This is a genomic window from Streptomyces sp. NBC_00523, assembly GCF_036346615.1.
Classification (GTDB): Bacteria; Actinomycetota; Actinomycetes; order Streptomycetales; family Streptomycetaceae; genus Streptomyces.
In genome coordinates this window covers 4,436,633-4,455,446 of the sequence record NZ_CP107836.1, presented here as the reverse complement: position 1 = coordinate 4,455,446, position 18,814 = coordinate 4,436,633, and the positions used below count along the sequence as shown (strand labels likewise).

Genomic DNA, 18,814 nt, shown 5'->3' with positions numbered 1-18,814 from the left:
CTCGGCTCACTCCACGGTGACGGACTTCGCCAGGTTGCGCGGCTGGTCCACCTCGTTGCCGCGGGCCGTCGCGAGTTCGCAGGCGAAGACCTGCAACGGCACGGTGGCGACCAGCGGCTGAAGCAGCGTAGGCGTTGCGGGGATGCGGATGAGGTGGTCGGCGTACGGGACGACCTCGTCGTCGCCCTCCTCGGCGATGACGACGGTGCGGGCGCCCCGGGCCCGGATCTCCTGGATGTTCGAGACGATCTTGCCGTGCAGCACGGACCGCCCGGCCGGGGACGGGACCACGACGACGACGGGCAGGCCGTCCTCGATGAGCGCGATCGGCCCGTGCTTCAGCTCACCGGCGGCGAAGCCCTCGGCGTGCATGTACGCGAGTTCCTTGAGCTTCAGCGCGCCCTCCAGGGCGACCGGGAAGCCGACATGGCGGCCGAGGAAGAGCACGGTGTCGTGGGAGGCGAGCGAACGGGCCAGCTCGCGGACCGGCTCCATGGTCTCCAGCACTCGTTCGACGGAGCCGCTGATCTCGGAGAGCTGCCGGATGACGGTGCGGATCTCGTCGCCCCACTTGGTGCCGCGCACCTGGCCCAGGTAGAGGGCGACGAGGTAGCAGGCGACGAGCTGGGTGAGGAACGCCTTGGTGGAGGCGACGGCGACCTCGGGCCCGGCGTGCGTGTAGAGGACCGCGTCGGACTCGCGCGGGATGGTCGAGCCGTTGGTGTTGCAGATGGCGAGCACCTTCGCACCCTGCTCGCGGGCGTGCCGCAGGGCCATCAGGGTGTCCATGGTCTCCCCGGACTGGGAGATGGCGACGACCAGGGTGTGCGGGTCGAGGATCGGGTCGCGGTAGCGGAACTCGCTGGCGAGCTCGGTCTCGCAGGGGATGCGGGTCCAGTGCTCGATGGCGTACTTGGCGATCATCCCGGCGTGGTACGCGGTGCCGCAGGCGACGATCACCACCTTGTCGACCTCGCGCAGCTCGCCGCGCGTGATGCGGACCTCGTCGAGGTGGAGGGTGCCCTCCGGGTCGATGCGGCCGAGGAGGGTGTCGGTGACGGCCTTCGGCTGCTCGGCGATCTCCTTGAGCATGAAGGACGCGTACCCGCCCTTCTCGGCGGCCGAGGCGTCCCAGTCCACGTGGTACTCGCGGACCTCGGCGGGCCGGCCGTCGAAGCCGGTGACGAGGACGCCGTCCCGGCGCAGCTCCACCACCTGGTCCTGGCCGAGCTCGATCGCGGACCGGGTGTGCTCGATGAACGCGGCGACGTCGGAGGCGAGGAAGGACTCGTCCTCCCCGAGCCCCACGACGAGCGGGGAGTTGCGCCGGGCGCCGACGACGACGTCGGGCGCGTCCGCGAAGACCGCGACCAGAGTGAACGCCCCTTCCAGGCGGCGGCACACCTGGCGCATGGCCTCCGCCGGCTCCCCGCTCTGGCTGTACGCCTCGGCGAGGAGGTGGGCGACGGTCTCCGTGTCGGTCTCGGAGAGCAGGTCGTGGCCGCGCTCACCGAGCTCGGCGCGCAGGGCGGCGAAGTTCTCGATGATCCCGTTGTGGACGACGGCGACGCGGCCGGCGTTGTCGAGGTGCGGGTGGGCGTTGGCGTCGGTGGGTCCGCCGTGGGTGGCCCAGCGGGTGTGCCCGATCCCGGCGGTGCCGGCCGGGAGCGGCTGCTCGCTCAGCGCCTTCTCCAGGTTGACCAGCTTCCCGGCCTTCTTGGCGGCGGCGAGCCCGCCGTCGGCGAGGACGGCGATGCCGGCGGAGTCGTAGCCCCGGTACTCCAGCCGCTTGAGGCCCGCGACGACGACGTCCTGCGCCGACTGCCCGCCGACGTAACCCACGATTCCGCACATAGTGGTCCCTTCCTGGTCACCAGCCCCTGTTCTTCGCATAATCGCAGAAAACCGGGTCCACCAGCCGATTGAGCACCACGCGCCGCCGCGCCCTCACCCGGCCCGTACAGCCTCCGGCGCGGGTACCTCGACCCCCTTCGCGGCCCCCGGCCGCTCCCCCTTGACCAGCAGCAGCACCGCGACGCCCGCGACGACGCCCACCGCACCGGCCACCACCGCGGCCGTGTTCAGCCCCGAGGCGAACGCCGTCCGCAGCGCGTGCTCCGGCATCCCGGCGGCCCGCAGCCCCGCCGCGCCGCCGCCCGCCAGTGCGTGGGACGTCCCGTCACCCAGGCTCTCCGCCATCCGGGAGGTCAGCACCGTCCCGAGCACGGCGACCCCGAAGGCGTAACCGAGCTGGCGGAAGGTGTTGACCGCGCCGCCCGCCATCCCGGCCCGCTCCGGCGGGACCGCCGCGAGCGCCGCGCCCGCGATGGCCGGCGACACCAGTCCCGTACCGATGCCCGCGAGCGCCAGGCCCGGGATCAGGGCGGGCCAGGAGGAGCCCGCGCCCAGGACCGCCTGGGCGAGGGTGCCGGCACCGATGAGGGCGAGACCGATGCCGATGGTGAAGCGCGGCTGCACCCCGTGCAGCAGCCGGCCGCCGGCGGCGGCGACCACGAAGGAGGTCGCGGCGAGTGGCAGGACCGCCAGGCCGCCCTGGACCGGGCTGAGTCCGAGAACCGTCTGCAACCAGATGGAGGTGTACGGCAGCACGCCGAAGGCCGCCATGTTGAAGGCGAGCGCCCCGGCCATCACCCCGGTGAACGCGGAGGTGCGGAACAGCGAGAGGTCGAGCAGCGGGTGCGCGACGCGCAGCTCCACGACGACGAAGCAGACCAGGGCGAGCGCGGCGATCCCGAACGTGGCGAGCGTCTGCCCGGAGGCCCAGCCGACGCTGCCCGCCCGGACGACGGCGTACGTGGCCGCCCCGGCGAACACCGCGAAGGCGGCGGTCCCCGCCCAGTCGGTGCGCCGGTCCCGCGCCCCGTGCGACTCGGGCACGGTCCTGCCGGTCAGCCAGATGGCGGCGACGCTCACCGGGAGGTTGACGTAGAAGATCCACCGCCAGCCGGGCCCCTCGGCGAGCAGCCCGCCGACCACGGGCCCGATCGCGGCGGCACCCCCGGCCACCGCGCCCCAGAGCCCGAGCGCCACGGACCGGTCCTTGCCCTGGTAGACCGCGGCGAGCAGCGGCAGCGTCGTCGCGAACATCGCGGCGGCCCCCACGCCCTGAACGGCGCGCGCCGCCACCAGCAGGCCCGGTGACGAGGCCAGCCCGCAGGCCAGCGAGGCGGCGGCGAAGAGCACGACGCCGATGACGTGGACCCGGCGCCGGCCGAGCCGGTCGGCCGCCGCGCCTATGCCGAGGAGCAGCGCCGCCAGCGCGAGGGCGTAGCCGTCGATGACCCATTGCAGATCGGAGAGCGAGGCGTCGAGCGCCTTCGCCATGTCGGGCAGTGCCACGATGACGATCGTGACGTCCAGCAGCAGCATGAACGTCCCCAGACAGACCGCGGTGAGCGGCCCCCACTTACGCATGTCCTTGGTTCCTTCTCCCGTACGGGTTCCGTGTGACCGGCGGCCACCCCCGTACGATCGGATGCGGGCGGCCGGAATCCCCAGCCAGTGACGCCCCGGCGCCGGAATCCGACATGGAAGGGGGCTTCGGCAGTGGAATCACCCACCCGGGGCGACGTCCTGGACCTGCGCATCCTGCACGCGCTGGAGCTGGACGCCCGCGCGCCCTTCAGCCGGATCGCGGCCGTCCTCGGCGTCTCCGACCAGACGGTCGCGCGCCGCTTCCGCGCGCTGCGGGCGGAGGGCGGGCTGCGGGTCGTCGGGGTCCGGTGCGCCGCGTCCGACGAGCCGTTCGAGCACTGGCTGCTGCGGGTGCGGTGCGCGCCGGAGGGCGCGACGGCCATCGCGGAGGCCCTGGCCAAGCGCCCCGACACGTCGTGGATCGGGCTGACGTCGGGCGGTACGGAGGTGACGTGCACGGTCAACGTCCGCAGCCGGGACGACGCGGACGACCTGCTCATCGGCAAGCTGCCGCGTACCCCGCACATCGTGGACATCCGCGCGCACCAGCTGCTGCACCGCTTCTACGGCGGCCCGGCCGGCTGGCTGCACAAGAGCGGGGCGCTGGCCCCGGAGGAGGCCGCCGCCCTGACCCCGGCGCCCTCCACGGCCCCGCCCGGCCCGGCCGTCATCACCGCCGACAACGAGCCCCTGGTCACCACGCTGGAACGGGACGGCCGGGCCACGTACCCGGAACTCCAGCGGGCGACCGGCCTCTCCGAATCGGCGGTCCGGCGGAGGCTGTCCCGGCTGGTGGCCTCGGGGGCCCTGTACGTGGACGTGGAGTTCGACGCCGGGTACCTCGGCTACCGCAACCCGAGCATGCTCTACGTCACCGCCGCCCCCCGCGCCCTCCACGCGGTGGGCGAGGCGCTCGGCGCCGACCCCGAGGTGGCGTACGCGGCGGCCACCACGGGCCCGTCGAACCTGATGGCCGTCGTGATCACCCGCGACTCCGGCCACCTGTACCGCTACCTCAGCGACCGCCTGGGCGGCCTGGACGGCGTCGAGCACGTGGAGTCGATGCCGCTGCTGCGCCGGGTGAAGCAACTGACGTACCGGCCGTTCCGGGGGTAGGGCCTGGCTCAGTTGTGGATCTGAACCCGCCGGGTCCGACTGAGCGAGGGCAAAGTCGGCATGACTCATACTTTGAGCCGATCCGACTTCATGGAGGATCCAGTGGCCTTCACACAGCAGGTCCCCGGCGCCCAGGACGCCCCCCTCGTCGCGGTCGGCCGGGTCCCTCCGACGGACACGGCGACCGAGGGCCTGGCCGCGCAGTGGGGCCCTGGGGACATCATCGCGGCGTGGCGCCGACGTCCTCGGCGACCGTCCAACGGGAACCGAACTCGCCTGGGCGCACATATCGTTGGGCACCTCAGCCACCAAAGGAGTGAGGTTCCCGTGCGCGACGCACACGACGGGTCCGGCGAGTCCACGCTGACCCACATACCGCCCGACGGAATCGCCCCCGCCCAGGGTTACAGCCATGTGGTCGTCGGTGAGGGCAGGCTCGTCGTGATCTCGGGGCAGGTCGCACTCGACGAGAAGGGGGACGTGGTCGGGGAGGGCGACCCCGCGGCCCAGGCCCGGCAAGTCTTCGAGAACCTCGCACACTGCCTCGCCGCGAGCGGGGCGACGTTCGCCGACGTCGCCAAGCTCAGCTACTTCGTCACCGATGTGGCGTTTCTGCCCGCCATCCGGGCAGCCCGGGACGTCCATGTCGACGTGCGGCGGCCGCCTGCCAGCACGGCCGTGCAGGTGGCCGCGCTCTACCGGCCGGAGCTGCTCATCGAGGTGGAGGCGCTTGCCGTCCTTCCCCGGTGATCCGACGGGCCGCTCCTCTCACCCCGCCGTCCCCGCCGCCCCCGGCGACCGCAGCCACCCCCCGGCCCGCGCCACCTCCCCCGCCACGCGCAGGAGTTGGGCGGTGACCGGGCGGGCCGTACGGCCCCGGGTGAGGAGGTGGAGTTCGATGGCGGCTCCTCCGGTCAGGGGGCGCCAGACCAGACCGGCGGGCAGGCTCGGGGCGGCGGAGTCGCCGACGATCGAGACCGCCTCGCCCCGGGCGACCGGGGTGTGGCCGGCGTCGAACGTCAGGGGGCGGAGGAGGAGTCCGGGATCGGCGCCCGCCTCGGCCAGGAGCGCCGTGATCGCGTCGTAGTGGCCCGGGTTGGCCTCGCGCGGGTGGATCAGGAGCGTTTCCGGGGACAGCTCGGCCGGGTCCACGGCGGGGCGCGCCGCGAGGCGGTGGGCGGTGGACATCAGGACGCCCTGCGGTTCCAGCCGTACGAGCGTCCGCACCAGCTCGGGCGTCGGCGGCGGGCAGCGGACCAGCCCCGCGTCGAGGGTGCCGTCGGCGACGCCGGACAGGATCGCGGCGGTGGGCAGCAGCCGGGTGTCGGCGGTGATGCCGGGCAGCCGGTCCGCCAGGGCGGCGAGGATCGCGGGGGCCGTCTCGTAACTCGTGCTCATGCTGTAGCCGAGCACCAGCGTGCCGCTCTCGCCCCCGGCGAAGCCGCGTACATCGCGCCAGAGGCGATCCGCCTCCTCGCAGAGGGCCGTGCCGCGCTCCGTCAACAGCCGCCCGGCCTCCGTGGGTTCGACGGAGTGCGTGGTGCGGTCCAGGAGCCGTACGCCCAACTCCCGTTCCAGCTCCCGTATCTGGCGGCTGAGCGCGGGCTGCGCGATGTGCAGGCGCTCGGCGGCGCGGGTGAAGTTGCGTTCCTCCGCCACGGCCAGGAAGTAGCGCAGGCGCCGTAGATCCGACATACGGAACAGCATATGAGCTGCGGCGATGCCGTGCGGTTCTGAAGCGATCGGGAACAGGTCTTTCCCTGCGCGGCCCCGGTCTCCGTAGCGTCGGGAGCAACACGGAGGAAGGGACTCACGATCATGCACAGCACCCCCAAGGACGTCGTCCTCGACTACATGAAGACCCTCGCCGCGGGCGACATGGACCGGCTGAGGGCGTTCTTCGACGCCGACGTCACCTGGACGCTCGCCGGTGACCTGCCCGTTTCGGGCACCTGGACCGGGCCCGACGAGATCTTCGACGCGTTCGTGGCGACGATGACCGCCCGGCTGGTGCCGGAGACCGTGGAGATGGAGTTCCTGGGCGTGATCGCGGAGGGCGAGCGGGTGCTCGCGGAATGGAAGACGCGCGCGCTGACCCGCAAGGGCGCCCGCTACGACCAGCACTGCCTGGCCGTGTTCACCGTGCGCGACGGCCGGATCGCCGCCGTCCGGGAGCACTTCGACACCCTGCACGCCCACGACGTCGTCTTCGCCTGAGCAGCTGAGCAGCTGAGCAGCTGAGCAGCTGAGGAACCGAGGAGCCCGACATGCGCGCACAACTCCCCGCCGCCGAAGAGGGCGGCACAGTCCACATCGGCGAGGCCCCCGAGCCCGCCCCCGCCGCCGACGAGGCCCTCGTCGCGGTCGAGGCGTACTCGGTCAACCGGGGCGAGACCTTCCAGCTCGACGGGCAGCTGAACCGCCGGTGGCCCGGCTGGCGGCCCGGCAAGGACGTCGCGGGCACGGTCGTCCGGGCGGCGGCCGACGGCACCGGACCGGCCGCCGGCACCCGGGTCGTCGCCCACCCGCCCGCGTACGGCTGGGCCGAGCGCGTCGCCGTCCCGGTGCACAGCCTCGCCCCGCTCCCGGACAGCGTCGACGCGGTGACGGCGGCGGCCCTCCCGCTGGCCGGGATCACCGCGCTGCGCCTGCTGCGCGCGGCCGGCCCGGTGGCGGGGCGGCGGGTCCTGCTGACCGGGGCGAGCGGGGGCGTCGGCCACTACGTCACGGAGCTGGCGGCCTCCTCGGGGGCGGCGGTGACGGCGGTGAGCGCGACCCGGGAGCGCGGGGCGCGGCTGCTGGAGCTGGGCGCCGAGGCGGTGGTGACGTCGCCGGAGGAAGCGGAGGGCCCGTTCGACGTGGTCCTGGAGTCGGTGGGCGGGGACTCGCTGCCGGCCGCGCTGGCCCGGCTGGCCCCGGGCGGCCTGCTGGTCTGGTTCGGCCAGGCGAGCCGCACCCCGGTCACGCTGAACTTCTTCGACTTCTTCGGCGGCCCGGCCCAGGCCCGTATCGCCCACTTCGACTACACCCGCGCCGACACCACGTACGCGGCCGAACTCGCCACCCTGGTAAGGCTGGTGGCGGGCGGGCGGCTGCACCCGGAGATAGGCCCGGTCCGCGACTGGTCGCGCACCGGGGACGCCATCGCCGACATCCGGGCGCGCCGGGTCCGGGGGAACGCGGTGCTTACGGTGGGATGAGAAATCGCGGCGGTGTACGGCGGTGAGTCCGGGCCGCCCGAGGAGTCACCCCTTGCGTTGTCACCCATTACAGGGAGAAGAGCATCCATGGCTCAACTGCTGAAGGTCCAGAACTTCACCGTCTCCGCCGACGGCGTCGCCTGCGGGGAGAACCAGACCCTGGAGCGGCCCTTCGGCCATGTCGATCCGGGGCAGTTGTTCGCCTGGGCCGGGGCTACGGCGAGCTGGCCCGGCCGGAGGGACCCGGGCGGCAGCCGGGGCCTGGACGACTACATGACGCGGGACTTCTCGCTCAACATCGGCGCCGAGATCATGGGCCGCAACAAGTTCAGCCCGCAGCGCGGTCCGTGGGAGAACCACGAGTGGCAGGGCTGGTGGGGCGACGAGCCGCCGTTCCACACCCCGGTGTTCGTCCTGACGCACCACAAGCGGCCCTCCTTCACGCTCTCCGACACCACGTTCCACTTCGTGGACGGCGAGCCCGCCGACGTCCTCGCCCAGGCCCGGGAGGCCGCGGAGGGCAAGGACGTCCGGCTCGGCGGCGGGGTCTCCACCATCCGGGAGTTCCTGGACGCCGACCTGGTCGACACCCTGCACGTGGCGGTGTCCCCGGTGAAGTTCGGGACGGGCATGCGCCTCTGGGACTCCCCGGACGACCTGCGCGACCGCTTCCACCTGGACGTCGTCCCGAGCCCGAGCGGGGTGACGCACCACCTGTTCTGGCGGAAGTGAGCCCCGTCCGCCCTCAGTGGTAGGCGTGCACCACGGCGTGGCCCTTGCCGCGTCCGATCATCCAGCGATTCACCGGTGTGGTGATGACGAAGGCGAGGGCCAGCGAGCCGGCGAGCGCGCCCCAGAAGAGGACGTCGGACAGGCCCGCGTCCATGGCGCCGGGGATGGTGACCATGACGGTGTTGTCGATGAGCTCCATGACCGCGATGGACAGCGTGTCGGCGGCCAGCGCCACCTTCAGCGCCTGCCGCAGGGGCACGTCCGCCTTCAGGACCCCGCGCATGGTCAGCGCGTAACCGAAGACGAAGGCCAGGGCGATGGACAGGGCCACGGTCGCGCCGTTGTGCAGGCCGGCCGCCGTGCCGATCACCATGCCGAGGATCTCGCCGATCGCGCAGCCGGTGAGGCAGTGCAGGGTGGCCTGCGCCGCCATCCGCCAGGTGGCGTGACCTCCGTGGTGGACGTGCTCCATCGCGCTTCCCTCCGTCGGGCGGTACGAGACGGGTTTCCCGTACGCACCATCACAACACCATACCCCCCAGGGGTATTTCCTCAGGGAATGCATGCGGACGTTGCATGATCATGCGAGATGATGCATAATCTTCCTATGTCCAAGGTCCTCACCTCCCTGCCCACCGGCGAACGCGTCGGCATCGCCTTCTCGGGCGGCCTCGACACCTCGGTCGCGGTCGCGTGGATGCGCGACAAGGGTGCCGTTCCGTGCACCTACACCGCCGACATCGGCCAGTACGACGAGCCCGACATCGCCTCGGTCCCGGGCCGCGCCAAGACGTACGGCGCCGAGCTCGCCCGCCTGGTCGACTGCCGCGCCGCACTCGTGGAGGAGGGGCTGGCCGCGCTGACGTGCGGGGCGTTCCACATCCGTTCGGGCGGCCGGGCGTACTTCAACACGACGCCGCTGGGCCGCGCGGTCACCGGCACGCTCCTGGTCCGGGCGATGCTGGAGGACGACGTCCAGATCTGGGGCGACGGCTCCACGTTCAAGGGCAACGACATCGAGCGGTTCTACCGCTACGGCCTGCTGGCCAACCCGCACCTGCGCATCTACAAGCCCTGGCTGGACGCCGAGTTCGTGACGGAGCTCGGCGGCCGCAAGGAGATGTCGGAGTGGCTGGTCGCCCACGGCCTGCCCTACCGGGACAGCACCGAGAAGGCGTACTCCACGGACGCCAACATCTGGGGCGCCACCCACGAGGCCAAGACGCTGGAGCACCTGAACACCGGTGTGGAGACCGTCGAGCCGATCATGGGCGTGCGGTTCTGGGACCCGTCGGTCGAGATCGAGACCGAGGACGTCACGATCGGCTTCGACCAGGGCCGCCCGGTCACGATCAACGGCGAGAAGTTCGAGACCGCCGTCGACCTGGTCCTGAAGGCGAACGCCATCGGCGGCCGCCACGGCCTGGGCATGTCCGACCAGATCGAGAACCGGATCATCGAGGCCAAGAGCCGGGGCATCTACGAGGCCCCCGGCATGGCCCTGCTGCACGCCGCGTACGAGCGCCTGGTCAACGCCATCCACAACGAGGACACCCTCGCCCAGTACCACAACGAGGGCCGCCGCCTCGGCCGGCTGATGTACGAGGGCCGCTGGCTGGACCCGCAGGCGCTGATGGTCCGCGAGTCGATCCAGCGCTGGGTCGGTACGGCCGTCACCGGCGAGGTCACCCTGCGGCTGCGGCGCGGCGAGGACTACTCGATCCTCGACACCACGGGCCCGGCCTTCAGCTACCACCCGGACAAGCTGTCCATGGAGCGCACCGAGGACTCCGCGTTCGGCCCGGTCGACCGCATCGGCCAGCTCACCATGCGGAACCTGGACATCGCTGACTCCCGCGCCAAGCTGGAGCAGTACGCGGGCCTCGGCATGATCGGCACCGCGAACCCGGCCATCGGCGCGGCCCAGGCCGCCGCCACCGGCCTGATCGGCCAGCTGCCCGAGGGCGGCGCCGAGGCCATCGCCTCGCGCGGCGAGGTCTCGGACCAGGACGAGATGCTGGACCGCGCGGCGATGGAGTCCGGCACGGACTGACCCGCCCCGCCCCGCACGCACGACCGGCCGGACACCCCTCGGGGTGCCCGGCCGGCTCTGTTCCGTACGGGGGCAGTGCGCGGCGCCACGGTCAGGGGCGCCCCGCCGGTTCGAGGGTGCGCGCGGGGTCGTCGTCCGCCGGAGCGGCCGCGTCCGAGGCGTCCTCCGCGAGACCGAAGCTCGCCCTGACCGCCCGCTTCTCCTTCCACAGGTGGTACACGGCGATCCCGAGGATGGCCGTGCCGACCGCGTTGGCCACGAAGTGCCACCAGATCCGGTACGTGGCCAGCGCCGGGCCGGGCTCGATGGCGCCGAACCAGGTCGACAGGCCGATGGCCCGGCTGGCTCCGAGCGCGACGGAGAGGGTCAGCACGATGTGCTCCAGGCCGTGGATGCCCTGCATCCAGACGCCCATCCGGGCCCACTTGCGCGACTTCAGCTGCCCGGCGACCCGGTGCGTGATCTGCACGATGCCGACCAGTCCGGCGAGGAAGATGAAGTTCCCGATCAGGTGCAGGATCTCCATCCCGAGCGACGGCTTGCTCGGGTCGACCTGCCCGAACCCGCGCGAGAAGCTGTTGCCCCACGGCGTCATCCACGCCGGGTCGTAGGGGTGCCCGATCCAGTACGCGGCCTGGGCGACGTGCTCCTGAAAGTGCCCGATCTGGCCGATGACGCCGATACCGATGAGCGCGACGGCGACCTTGTACAGCCCCGGCCGCAGCGGCCGCCGGTTGCCGACCGCGAGCACGGCGACGGCGCCCCACATCGCCACGGCCCAGCCGATGAACAGGACGGCGCCCAGGGTGTCCACCGTCGAGGCGGTGGACTCCATCCCGGGCATACCCGTCATTCCTGGCATTCCTGAGTGGTCCATACGAGGTCCCTTCGAGAAACACATACCCGTGCGAAGAGACTGCTGCCGAACCGCCCGTTTCGCTTCTTCCGGATTGCTGAATCCGCCACCGACGAGAAACGGGCCGGGCGCCCCGAAGCGCATCCGGCCCGCATCACCCCAGGTCACCAGGGACGTGCGTGCATCTCCCTGACGAGCCCGCCCGCGCCGCTCACGTCCACGTAGTCCCCGGACGAGACCGCGCCGCCCGTGGTGGACCAGCCGCCGAAGCTCCACCGCCAGTCCCCGTCGAGGGTCGCGGTGACCGTCGCCTTCAGCGCACCCGTGGAGCTGGACCGCACGGTCTTCACGGTGTCGTACGAGGACGTGCCCGTGGGCCGGAACTGCAACTGGACGGACGCGTCCGCGACCCCGGTGTACGTGTGCTTCACCCAGTCCGCCCGCTTCAGCGTGCCGGTCACGGTGATCGGCTTGCCCTTCGCCACGGGCTCGGGGGCGGCGTTGACGGTGGCCTTGGCGTAACGCTTGAGCTGCACGCCGCCGGCCACGTTCCCGTACTCCTCGGCCAGGAGATGAGCGCCCTTCCAGAGCTGGGACACGGTCCCGATCTTCCAGGTGGTCGCGTCGTTGTGGGAGTCCAGCCCGTAGTAGTAGTGCTGGGGCTCGATGTAGAGCGTCCCCTCGCAGTCCGCGATCCGGGCGGTCGTCTCGTAGCAGGTGTAGAGCCCCATATGGATCCCGCCGTTCTCGAAGCCCCGGGCCGGTGTGGTCCCGTGGTAGAGAAACGGTGCCGCGTCGTACGCGGAGGGGTCGGCCGTGCTGTAGCCCGGAGGCAGGGTGATCCGGAAGGTGACCGAGGGCTCCTTCGCCTCCGTGGTGCCCACCACGACGGGCTTCCCCCCATTGACGACGACCCGCGACACCGTGATCCCGGTACCGGCGGCCGTCGCCTGCGGTGCCGTGAGCGCCGAGAGGGCCAGAGCCCCCGCGAGCGCGGCCACGGCCCCGGTTCTGCCTGATTTCATGCGCACCTCATTGCCGCGTAGGAGAAAGGCGAGGCGGCAGGCTACCAGCGCCCCGGAACCGGGCCCGCACCGGTGTGCCCGCTCCCCCACGTGACCGAGCCCACCCCCCGCTCCCGTAAAACTCCCGCAACAATGAAGACGTGATCACTTCACCCGCACGGAGCCCCCGACGCGCCGAGCACGCGGCGACGCCGTACGTCGATCTCTCCCGGGCGGAGTGGAGCGCGCTGCGCGACAAGACGCCGCTGCCGCTGACCGCCGAGGAGGTGGAGCGGCTGCGCGGGCTCGGCGACGTGATCGATCTCGACGAGGTGCGGGACGTCTACCTGCCGCTCTCGCGGTTGCTGAACCTGTACGTGCAGGCCACCTCCGGGCTGCGCGGCGCGCTCAACACCTTCCTCGGCGACGCGGGCAACGGGCAGGGCGCGCAGCGCGGCACCCCGTTCGTCATAGGCGTCGCGGGCAGTGTCGCCGTCGGCAAGTCCACCACCGCGCGCATCCTCCGCGCGCTGCTGGCCCGCTGGCCGGAGCACCCCCGCGTCGAGCTGGTCACCACCGACGGGTTCCTGCTGCCGATGAAGGAGCTCCACGCGCGCGGCCTGATGTCCCGCAAGGGGTTCCCGGAGTCGTACGACCGGCGCGCCCTCACCCGTTTCGTCGCCGACATCAAGGCGGGCAAGGACGAGGTCACCGCCCCCGTCTACTCGCACCTGATCTACGACATCGTGCCCGGCGAACGGCTCACCGTGCGCCGCCCGGACATCCTCATCGTGGAGGGGCTGAACGTCCTCCAGCCCGCCCTGCCCGGCAAGGACGGCCGCACCAGGGTCGGGCTCGCCGACTACTTCGACTTCAGCGTGTACGTGGACGCCAAGCCGGAGGACATCGAGACCTGGTACCTGAACCGCTTCCGGAAGCTGCGCGAGACGGCGTTCCAGGACCCGTCCTCGTACTTCCGGAAGTACACCCAGGTCTCCGAGGCCGAGGCGATGGAGTACGCGGCCACCATGTGGCGGACCATCAACCGGCCGAACCTCGTGGAGAACGTGGCGCCGACCCGCGGACGTGCCACGCTGGTGCTGCGCAAGGGGCCCGACCACAAGGTCCAGCGGCTGTCACTGCGCAAACTCTGACTCCGGAAGGGGCCGCTCCGTGCTCCATCTGCGCCTGCTCGTCCCCGCCGAGCGCACGGACGAGGTGACGGACCTGCTGGAGCGGACCGTCGGCACCGCGCACCTCGCCGTGCTGCCGGGCGTCTCGCGCGACCCGGTGGGCGACATGGTGCTGTGCGACGTGGCGCGCGAGGCGGGCGACGAGCTGATCGCGGCGCTGCGCCGGCTCGGTCTCGACGAGTACGGCGCGATCACCGTCGAGAACATGGACCTGACGCTCTCCGCGCGCGCCGACCGGGCGGAGGAGGAGGCGCCGGGCGAGGGGTCGGACGCGGTGCTCTGGGAGGAGCTGGTCGAGGCCACGCACGACGACTCGACGTTCAGCGCCACCTATGTCGCGTTCCTCGCGGTCGCGACGATGCTCGCGGCCTGCGGGGTGATGCTCGACAACGCGATCCTGATCGTCGGCGCGATGGCGGTGGGCCCCGAGTTCGGGCCGCTCGCCGGGATCTCGACGGCGCTCGTGCAGCGCGCCCCGCGCCTGGTGGGGCGCTCGCTGATCGCGCTGATCGGCGGGTTCGCCGCGGCGATGCTGCTCACGGTGGGCTTCGCCTGGCTGATGGACGTCTTCGGGCTGTTCGACCGCGCGATGATCGAGGGGGACCGGCCCAACACCGCGTTCGTCTGGCAGCCGGACTGGATGTCATTCGTCGTGGCGTTCCTCGCCGGCATCGCGGGCACGCTCTCGCTGACCTCGGCGAAGTCCGGCGCGCTCATCGGGGTCGCGATCTCGGTGACGACCGTCCCGGCGGCCGCCAACGCGGCGGTGGCCTTCAGCTACCGGGACTACGGCCAGATGACCGGGTCCGTCCAGCAGCTGCTGGCCAACCTCGGCGGGATCGTCGCGGCGGGGACGCTGACCCTGCTCGCCCAGAAGGCCCTGTGGCGCAGGACCCGGCACTTCCAGCGCGCCCACACCAAGCCGACGGCACCATAGGCCGGTGCCGGACCGGCAGGGTGAGGGCCGCCGAGACTTCCGTAACCCCCACAAGCGCTGGACGCCGGAGCGCTGACACGATGCGGCCATGTCCGAACCAGCGGAAGTGATCTGCCGCGTTCCCGCGCGGAACGTGTCGTGGTGGGGCAGCGGGGTCTGCGCGGTCGCGGCGGGCCTGGCCGCGCTGCTCGTATGGCAGCGGCCGGACGTCCTCAGTGTGGCGTTCTGGCTGTGCGCGGTGATCGCGCTGATGGGGCCGATTTTCCTGTATCTGGCTACCGCCCGGCTCACCGCGGGCGCGTACGGACTGCGCTCCCGGACCCTGCTGCGCCGTCGTTCGGTGCCGTGGTCCCGGATCGTGGATCTGCGCCGCTGCATACAGAGCGGCGGGAACCACGACATCCACCGCGTCAGCGTGCTGCTGGACAACGGGCGGTCCTTCCGGCTGCCGCTGCCGACGAGCGGCGAGGACCTCGCGAGGTTCGACGCGGAGCTGACGGCGCTGCGCGCGCTGCACCGCCGATACGGGAGCCCCGCGACGGACGGCGAGGCCCCGGTCATCACGCCCCGGTCGGCGGGGCGCCGCCCTGTCGTCACCTGGATCGTGGGCGTCGTGCTGCTCACCGCCTCGGCCGTGGCCGCGTCGTACGTCGCGGACGCCGCGTCGGAGCAGCGGGCGTGGCGGGCGGCCGTGGCCTGCACCGACGCCACCCCGGCCGCCGAGCGCCGCGACTGCCTGGCCACCTTCGACGGGGTGATCGAGCGGACCGACGTCAACCGGGGCAGGGGCAGCAGCTGGCTGTACTTCACCGACGACCGTCCGATCGACCGGCTCTCGGTCTCCCAGGACGACGCCGCGGCGTTCCGCGCTGGGGAGAAGGTGGAGCTGGTCTTCTGGCACGGCTCGGCCAGGACGGTCACCGGCGAGCACCGGGTCTGGCACGACCACCTGATCAGCCCCGGGGAACTCGCCGTGTTCTCCGCGCTCTGCCTGCTGGGCGCGGGTTACGCGGGGGCCCGGCTGCTGGTCCGCGGGCGCGGGCGCGGGCTGCGGGACGACGAGCTGCTGCCCTCCGCCCTTCCGTTCGCGGGCGCCCTCGGCGTGACGGCCGTATGGCTGCTGCCCCTGCTCCACCTGCACTCCACGGACCCGCTGAGCTCGCCCGGGAGGGTCGCCTGGGCGGCGGCGGGCACGGCGGTCACCGCGGCCGTGCTCGTCCTCGCCTGGCGCGCCACCCGCGTCCGTGCCCCGGGCGAGGTCCGGGCCGCCGCCCCGGACGGACGTGACCACTTCCTGGCCGCCCGTTTCCTGGAGGCCACCACGTACAACCCGAACTACTTCGGCACCCACGTGGTCGTCGGCGAGGGCCCGCCGGCCGTGACGCCCCACCCGGGCCCCGGCCGCTTCGCCGCCCGCCGCATCCCCGCGGAACGGCTCACCGTGACCGGCGTGCGGCGGGCCCGGGGCGGCGACGGCGACACCGTCCCCCGGGGCTGGCACGTCGCCGAGCTGGACGACGGCGGCACACCGGTCCGGCTGGCCGCCGCCCCCGCGGACCTGGCCCGGATCACCGACGCGCTGGAGCGCGAGCGCCGCGACGGCGGGCGGGACCCGGAAACGGCGACGACCCGGCCGTGAAGCCGGGTCGTCGCCGCGCCGGAGACTCGGGCGCCGGTCAGCCCAACGCCGACTTCACGACGTCCGCCAGCTGCCCCGCCACCGAGCGGGCCTGCTCGATGTCGGCCGCCTCGACCATGACCCGTACCAGCGGCTCCGTGCCCGAGGGGCGCAGCAGCACGCGGCCGGTGTGGCCCAGCTCGCGCTCGGCCTCCGCGACGGCGGCGGCCACCTCCTGCGAGGTGTGCACGCGGGACTTGTCCACGTCCGGGACGTTGACCAGGACCTGCGGCAGGCGCTCCATGACCCCGGCCAGCTCGGCGAGCGAGCGGCCCGTCGCGGCGACCCGGGCCGCGAGCATCAGGCCGGTCAGGGTGCCGTCGCCGGTCGTGGCGTGGTCCAGGACGATGACGTGGCCGGACTGCTCGCCGCCCAGCGCGAAGCCCTCGGCCTTCATGGACTCCAGCACGTAGCGGTCGCCGACGGCCGTCTGGACGAGCTGGATGCCCTCGCGCTCCATGGCCAGCTTGAAGCCGAGGTTCGACATCACGGTGCCGACCACGGTGTCCCGGCGCAGCTGTCCGGCCTCGCGCATGGCGAGGGCCAGCACGGCGAGGATCTGGTCGCCGTCGACCTCCTCGCCCGCCGCGTCCACGGCCAGGCAGCGGTCGGCGTCGCCGTCGTGCGCGATGCCCAGGTCCGCGCCGTGGTCGACGACGGCGGCGCGCAGCAGCTCCAGGTGGGTGGAGCCGCAGCCGTCGTTGATGTTCAGCCCGTCCGGCTCGGCGCCGATCGTGACGACCTCGGCCCCGGCGCGGGCGAACGCCTCGGGCGAGACTCGGGCGGCGGCGCCGTGCGCCTCGTCCAGGACGACCTTCAGGCCGTCGAGGCGGTTCGGGAGGACGCCGATGAGGTGGGCGACGTACCGGTCGAAGCCCTCCACGTAGTCCGTGACGCGGCCGACGCCGGCGCCGGTCGGGCGGGTCCACGGCTCACCGGTGCGGTGCTGCTCGTAGACCGTCTCGATGCGGTCCTCCAGCTCGTCGGCGAGCTTGTGGCCGCCCCGGGCGAAGAACTTGACACCGTTGTCCGGCATGGCGTTGTGGCTGGCGGAGAGCATGACCCCGATGTCGGCGCCGAGCGCGCCGGTCAGGTAGGCCACGGCCGGGGTCGGCAGCACGCCGACGCGCAGGACGTCGACGCCCGCGCTCGCCAGGCCGGCCACCACGGCGGCCTCCAGGAACTCTCCGGAGGCGCGTGGGTCGCGGCCCACCACGGCCGTCGGCCGATGGCCCTCGAAGGTGCCCGCCTCGGCCAGTACGTGTGCCGCGGCCACCGAGAGGCCGAGCGCGAGCTCGGCCGTCAGGTCCGCATTGGCGACACCGCGCACGCCGTCCGTGCCGAAGAGTCGTCCCACTGGTGTCCTCCGAAAGTGCTCCGAAACGCAAAAGTCAGATCACGCAACCAACAAGCCTATGAACGCCTTATGTCGTTATATGCCCGAGGATGTCGATAAACGAACGCCCCGGCAGCACGAGAGGTGCCGCCGGGGCGAACGGTAACGCGGGTGAGCAGGCGGTTTAGCGCTTGCTGTACTGCGGGGCCTTGCGGGCCTTCTTGAGACCGGCCTTCTTGCGCTCGACCGCACGGTCGTCGCGGGAGAGGAAGCCGGCCTTCTTGAGGGTCGCGCGGTTGTTGTCCACGTCCGCCTCGTTCAGCGCGCGGGCCACGCCCAGGCGCAGGGCGCCGGCCTGACCCGAGACGCCGCCACCCGCGATGCGGGCGATGACGTCGTAACGGCCGTCGAGCTCGAGCACCTTGAAGGGCTCGTTGACTTCCTGCTGGTGCACCTTGTTCGGGAAGTAGCTCTCGAGGGTGCGACCGTTGATCTTCCACTTGCCGGTGCCCGGAACGATCCGGACGCGGGCGATGGCGTTCTTGCGACGGCCGAGGCCGGCGGCGGGCTGCGGGTCGCCGAAGCGGCCGGCGAGCGACTCGGAGGTGTACTCACCCTCGACGGGGACCTCGGACTCGAAGGTGGTCACCTCGGCGAAGGTCTCCTCGCCCTCGGTGCCCTCGACGGTCTCAACAGTGGTCTCGGCCACGATTCTCCTCAGATCTTTCTTTATGTCTTTGGGGGGAGGCCGGAACTACTGCGCGACCTGGGTGATCTCGTACGGGACCGGCTGCTGCGCAGCGTGCGGGTGCTGGTCGCCCGCGTAGACCTTCAGCTTCGAGATCATCTGACGGCCCAGGGAGTTCTTGGGGATCATGCCCTTGATGGCCTTCTCGACGGCCTTCTCGGGGTTGTTCGCGAGCAGGTCGTCGTAGCGCACGGAGCGCAGACCGCCCGGGAACCCGGAGTGGCGGTACGCCATCTTCTGGGTCCGCTTGTTGCCGGACAGGTGAACCTTGTCGGCGTTGATGATGATGACGAAGTCGCCCATGTCCATGTGGGGGGCGTAGATCGCCTTGTGCTTGCCTCGCAGGAGGTTCGCAGCCGTGGTGGCGAGACGGCCCAGGACGACGTCCTGCGCGTCAATGATGTGCCACTGGCGGGTCACATCGCCGGGCTTGGGGCTGTACGTACGCACTTCGTAGCCTTCGCTTCTTCAGTGGATGGGGTCCAGACACACGACACCTCTGAAGCGATCATGCAGCTGGGGCCCA

The 18,814-nt window shown here is 72.1% G+C and carries 18 protein-coding genes; 9 read left to right on the top strand and 9 right to left on the bottom strand.

The window, feature by feature from the left end:
* Nucleotides 1-6: 6 nt before the first annotated feature.
* Together glmS and OHS17_RS20405 are read right to left on the bottom strand one after the other, a co-directional pair.
* A complete protein-coding gene (gene glmS / locus OHS17_RS20410) occupies nt 7-1,854 on the bottom strand; it encodes a glutamine--fructose-6-phosphate transaminase (isomerizing) (protein WP_330313325.1) in 1,848 nt (615 codons plus the stop codon).
* Between the two features lie 93 nt (nt 1,855-1,947).
* Complete coding sequence (locus OHS17_RS20405; protein WP_330313324.1) at nt 1,948-3,435, bottom strand: MFS transporter; 1,488 nt, start codon at nt 3,433-3,435, stop codon at nt 1,948-1,950.
* 132 nt (nt 3,436-3,567) lie between these two features.
* On the opposite strand from OHS17_RS20405, the gene OHS17_RS20400 reads away from it, so the two are divergent.
* Together OHS17_RS20400 and OHS17_RS20395 are read left to right on the top strand one after the other, a co-directional pair.
* Nucleotides 3,568-4,551: an Lrp/AsnC family transcriptional regulator gene (locus tag OHS17_RS20400; RefSeq protein ID WP_330313323.1), complete on the top strand. Its 984-nt coding sequence runs from the start codon at nt 3,568-3,570 to the stop codon at nt 4,549-4,551.
* A gap of 327 nt (nt 4,552-4,878) precedes the next feature.
* On the top strand, nt 4,879-5,301 hold the full coding sequence (locus tag OHS17_RS20395; RefSeq protein WP_330313322.1) for a RidA family protein: 423 nt from the start codon (nt 4,879-4,881) through the stop codon (nt 5,299-5,301).
* Between the two features lie 18 nt (nt 5,302-5,319).
* Here OHS17_RS20395 and OHS17_RS20390 read toward each other — a convergent pair whose 3' ends face one another.
* Nucleotides 5,320-6,246 carry a LysR family transcriptional regulator gene (locus OHS17_RS20390; protein WP_330313321.1) on the bottom strand — a complete coding sequence of 309 codons (927 nt, stop codon included), beginning with the start codon at nt 6,244-6,246 and terminating at the stop codon, nt 5,320-5,322.
* A gap of 123 nt (nt 6,247-6,369) precedes the next feature.
* Here OHS17_RS20390 and OHS17_RS20385 point away from each other — a divergent pair, with 123 nt between their 5' ends.
* The 3 genes from OHS17_RS20385 to OHS17_RS20375 all read left to right on the top strand — a co-directional run bounded on the left by OHS17_RS20385 (nt 6,370) and on the right by OHS17_RS20375 (nt 8,483).
* Nucleotides 6,370-6,768, top strand: coding sequence for a nuclear transport factor 2 family protein (locus OHS17_RS20385; RefSeq protein WP_330313320.1), 399 nt, complete (start codon nt 6,370-6,372; stop codon nt 6,766-6,768).
* A 50-nt stretch (nt 6,769-6,818) separates the two neighbouring features.
* The gene (locus OHS17_RS20380) at nt 6,819-7,751 is read left to right on the top strand and encodes a zinc-binding dehydrogenase (RefSeq protein ID WP_330313319.1); all 933 of its coding nucleotides are present in this window, start codon (nt 6,819-6,821) and stop codon (nt 7,749-7,751) included.
* Between the two features lie 87 nt (nt 7,752-7,838).
* Entirely contained in the window at nt 7,839-8,483 is a 645-nt protein-coding gene (locus OHS17_RS20375; RefSeq protein ID WP_330313318.1) for a dihydrofolate reductase family protein, read from the top strand.
* Between the two features lie 13 nt (nt 8,484-8,496).
* Here the strand turns inward: OHS17_RS20375 and OHS17_RS20370 are convergent, their stop codons facing one another.
* Entirely contained in the window at nt 8,497-8,955 is a 459-nt protein-coding gene (locus tag OHS17_RS20370; protein ID WP_018101197.1) for a DUF4396 domain-containing protein, read from the bottom strand.
* Nucleotides 8,956-9,090: 135 nt separating this feature from the next.
* Between OHS17_RS20370 and argG the strand changes: the two genes are divergently transcribed.
* Nucleotides 9,091-10,536 carry an argininosuccinate synthase gene (gene argG / locus OHS17_RS20365; RefSeq protein WP_161211382.1) on the top strand — a complete coding sequence of 482 codons (1,446 nt, stop codon included), beginning with the start codon at nt 9,091-9,093 and terminating at the stop codon, nt 10,534-10,536.
* A 91-nt stretch (nt 10,537-10,627) separates the two neighbouring features.
* Here argG and OHS17_RS20360 read toward each other — a convergent pair whose 3' ends face one another.
* Nucleotides 10,628-11,380, bottom strand: a complete 753-nt coding sequence (locus OHS17_RS20360) for a DUF6008 family protein (RefSeq protein WP_383167672.1) — start codon at nt 11,378-11,380, stop codon at nt 10,628-10,630.
* Nucleotides 11,381-11,556: 176 nt separating this feature from the next.
* Entirely contained in the window at nt 11,557-12,417 is an 861-nt protein-coding gene (locus tag OHS17_RS20355; protein WP_330313316.1) for a hypothetical protein, read from the bottom strand.
* 140 nt (nt 12,418-12,557) lie between these two features.
* On the opposite strand from OHS17_RS20355, the gene coaA reads away from it, so the two are divergent.
* From coaA to OHS17_RS20340, 3 genes are all read left to right on the top strand, one after another.
* The gene (coaA, locus tag OHS17_RS20350; RefSeq protein ID WP_018101201.1) at nt 12,558-13,550 is read left to right on the top strand and encodes a type I pantothenate kinase; all 993 of its coding nucleotides are present in this window, start codon (nt 12,558-12,560) and stop codon (nt 13,548-13,550) included.
* A 19-nt stretch (nt 13,551-13,569) separates the two neighbouring features.
* Nucleotides 13,570-14,526 (top strand): DUF389 domain-containing protein, encoded by a 957-nt coding sequence (locus OHS17_RS20345; RefSeq protein ID WP_330313315.1) that lies wholly within the window; start codon nt 13,570-13,572, stop codon nt 14,524-14,526.
* Nucleotides 14,527-14,614: 88 nt separating this feature from the next.
* Nucleotides 14,615-16,165: a PH domain-containing protein gene (locus OHS17_RS20340; RefSeq protein WP_330313314.1), complete on the top strand. Its 1,551-nt coding sequence runs from the start codon at nt 14,615-14,617 to the stop codon at nt 16,163-16,165.
* 37 nt (nt 16,166-16,202) lie between these two features.
* Here the strand turns inward: OHS17_RS20340 and glmM are convergent, their stop codons facing one another.
* From glmM to rplM, 3 genes are all read right to left on the bottom strand, one after another.
* On the bottom strand, nt 16,203-17,561 hold the full coding sequence (glmM, locus tag OHS17_RS20335; protein ID WP_330313313.1) for a phosphoglucosamine mutase: 1,359 nt from the start codon (nt 17,559-17,561) through the stop codon (nt 16,203-16,205).
* 163 nt (nt 17,562-17,724) lie between these two features.
* A complete protein-coding gene (rpsI, locus tag OHS17_RS20330; RefSeq protein WP_018101205.1) occupies nt 17,725-18,249 on the bottom strand; it encodes a 30S ribosomal protein S9 in 525 nt (174 codons plus the stop codon).
* A gap of 45 nt (nt 18,250-18,294) precedes the next feature.
* Complete coding sequence (gene rplM / locus OHS17_RS20325; protein ID WP_018101206.1) at nt 18,295-18,738, bottom strand: 50S ribosomal protein L13; 444 nt, start codon at nt 18,736-18,738, stop codon at nt 18,295-18,297.
* Nucleotides 18,739-18,814: the final 76 nt, after the last annotated feature.

Coding starts and splice junctions, on each gene's coding strand:
- OHS17_RS20405 (WP_330313324.1), bottom strand. CDS start 3,435: ATGCGTAAGTGGGGGCCGCTCACCGCGGTCTGTCTGGGGACGTTCATG.
- OHS17_RS20355 (WP_330313316.1), bottom strand. CDS start 12,417: ATGAAATCAGGCAGAACCGGGGCCGTGGCCGCGCTCGCGGGGGCTCTG.
- glmS (WP_330313325.1), bottom strand. CDS start 1,854: ATGTGCGGAATCGTGGGTTACGTCGGCGGGCAGTCGGCGCAGGACGTC.
- OHS17_RS20370 (WP_018101197.1), bottom strand. CDS start 8,955: ATGGAGCACGTCCACCACGGAGGTCACGCCACCTGGCGGATGGCGGCG.
- OHS17_RS20385 (WP_330313320.1), top strand. CDS start 6,370: ATGCACAGCACCCCCAAGGACGTCGTCCTCGACTACATGAAGACCCTC.
- OHS17_RS20360 (WP_383167672.1), bottom strand. CDS start 11,380: ATGCCCGGGATGGAGTCCACCGCCTCGACGGTGGACACCCTGGGCGCC.
- argG (WP_161211382.1), top strand. CDS start 9,091: ATGTCCAAGGTCCTCACCTCCCTGCCCACCGGCGAACGCGTCGGCATC.
- OHS17_RS20390 (WP_330313321.1), bottom strand. CDS start 6,246: ATGTCGGATCTACGGCGCCTGCGCTACTTCCTGGCCGTGGCGGAGGAA.
- OHS17_RS20375 (WP_330313318.1), top strand. CDS start 7,839: ATGGCTCAACTGCTGAAGGTCCAGAACTTCACCGTCTCCGCCGACGGC.
- OHS17_RS20340 (WP_330313314.1), top strand. CDS start 14,615: ATGTCCGAACCAGCGGAAGTGATCTGCCGCGTTCCCGCGCGGAACGTG.
- OHS17_RS20380 (WP_330313319.1), top strand. CDS start 6,819: ATGCGCGCACAACTCCCCGCCGCCGAAGAGGGCGGCACAGTCCACATC.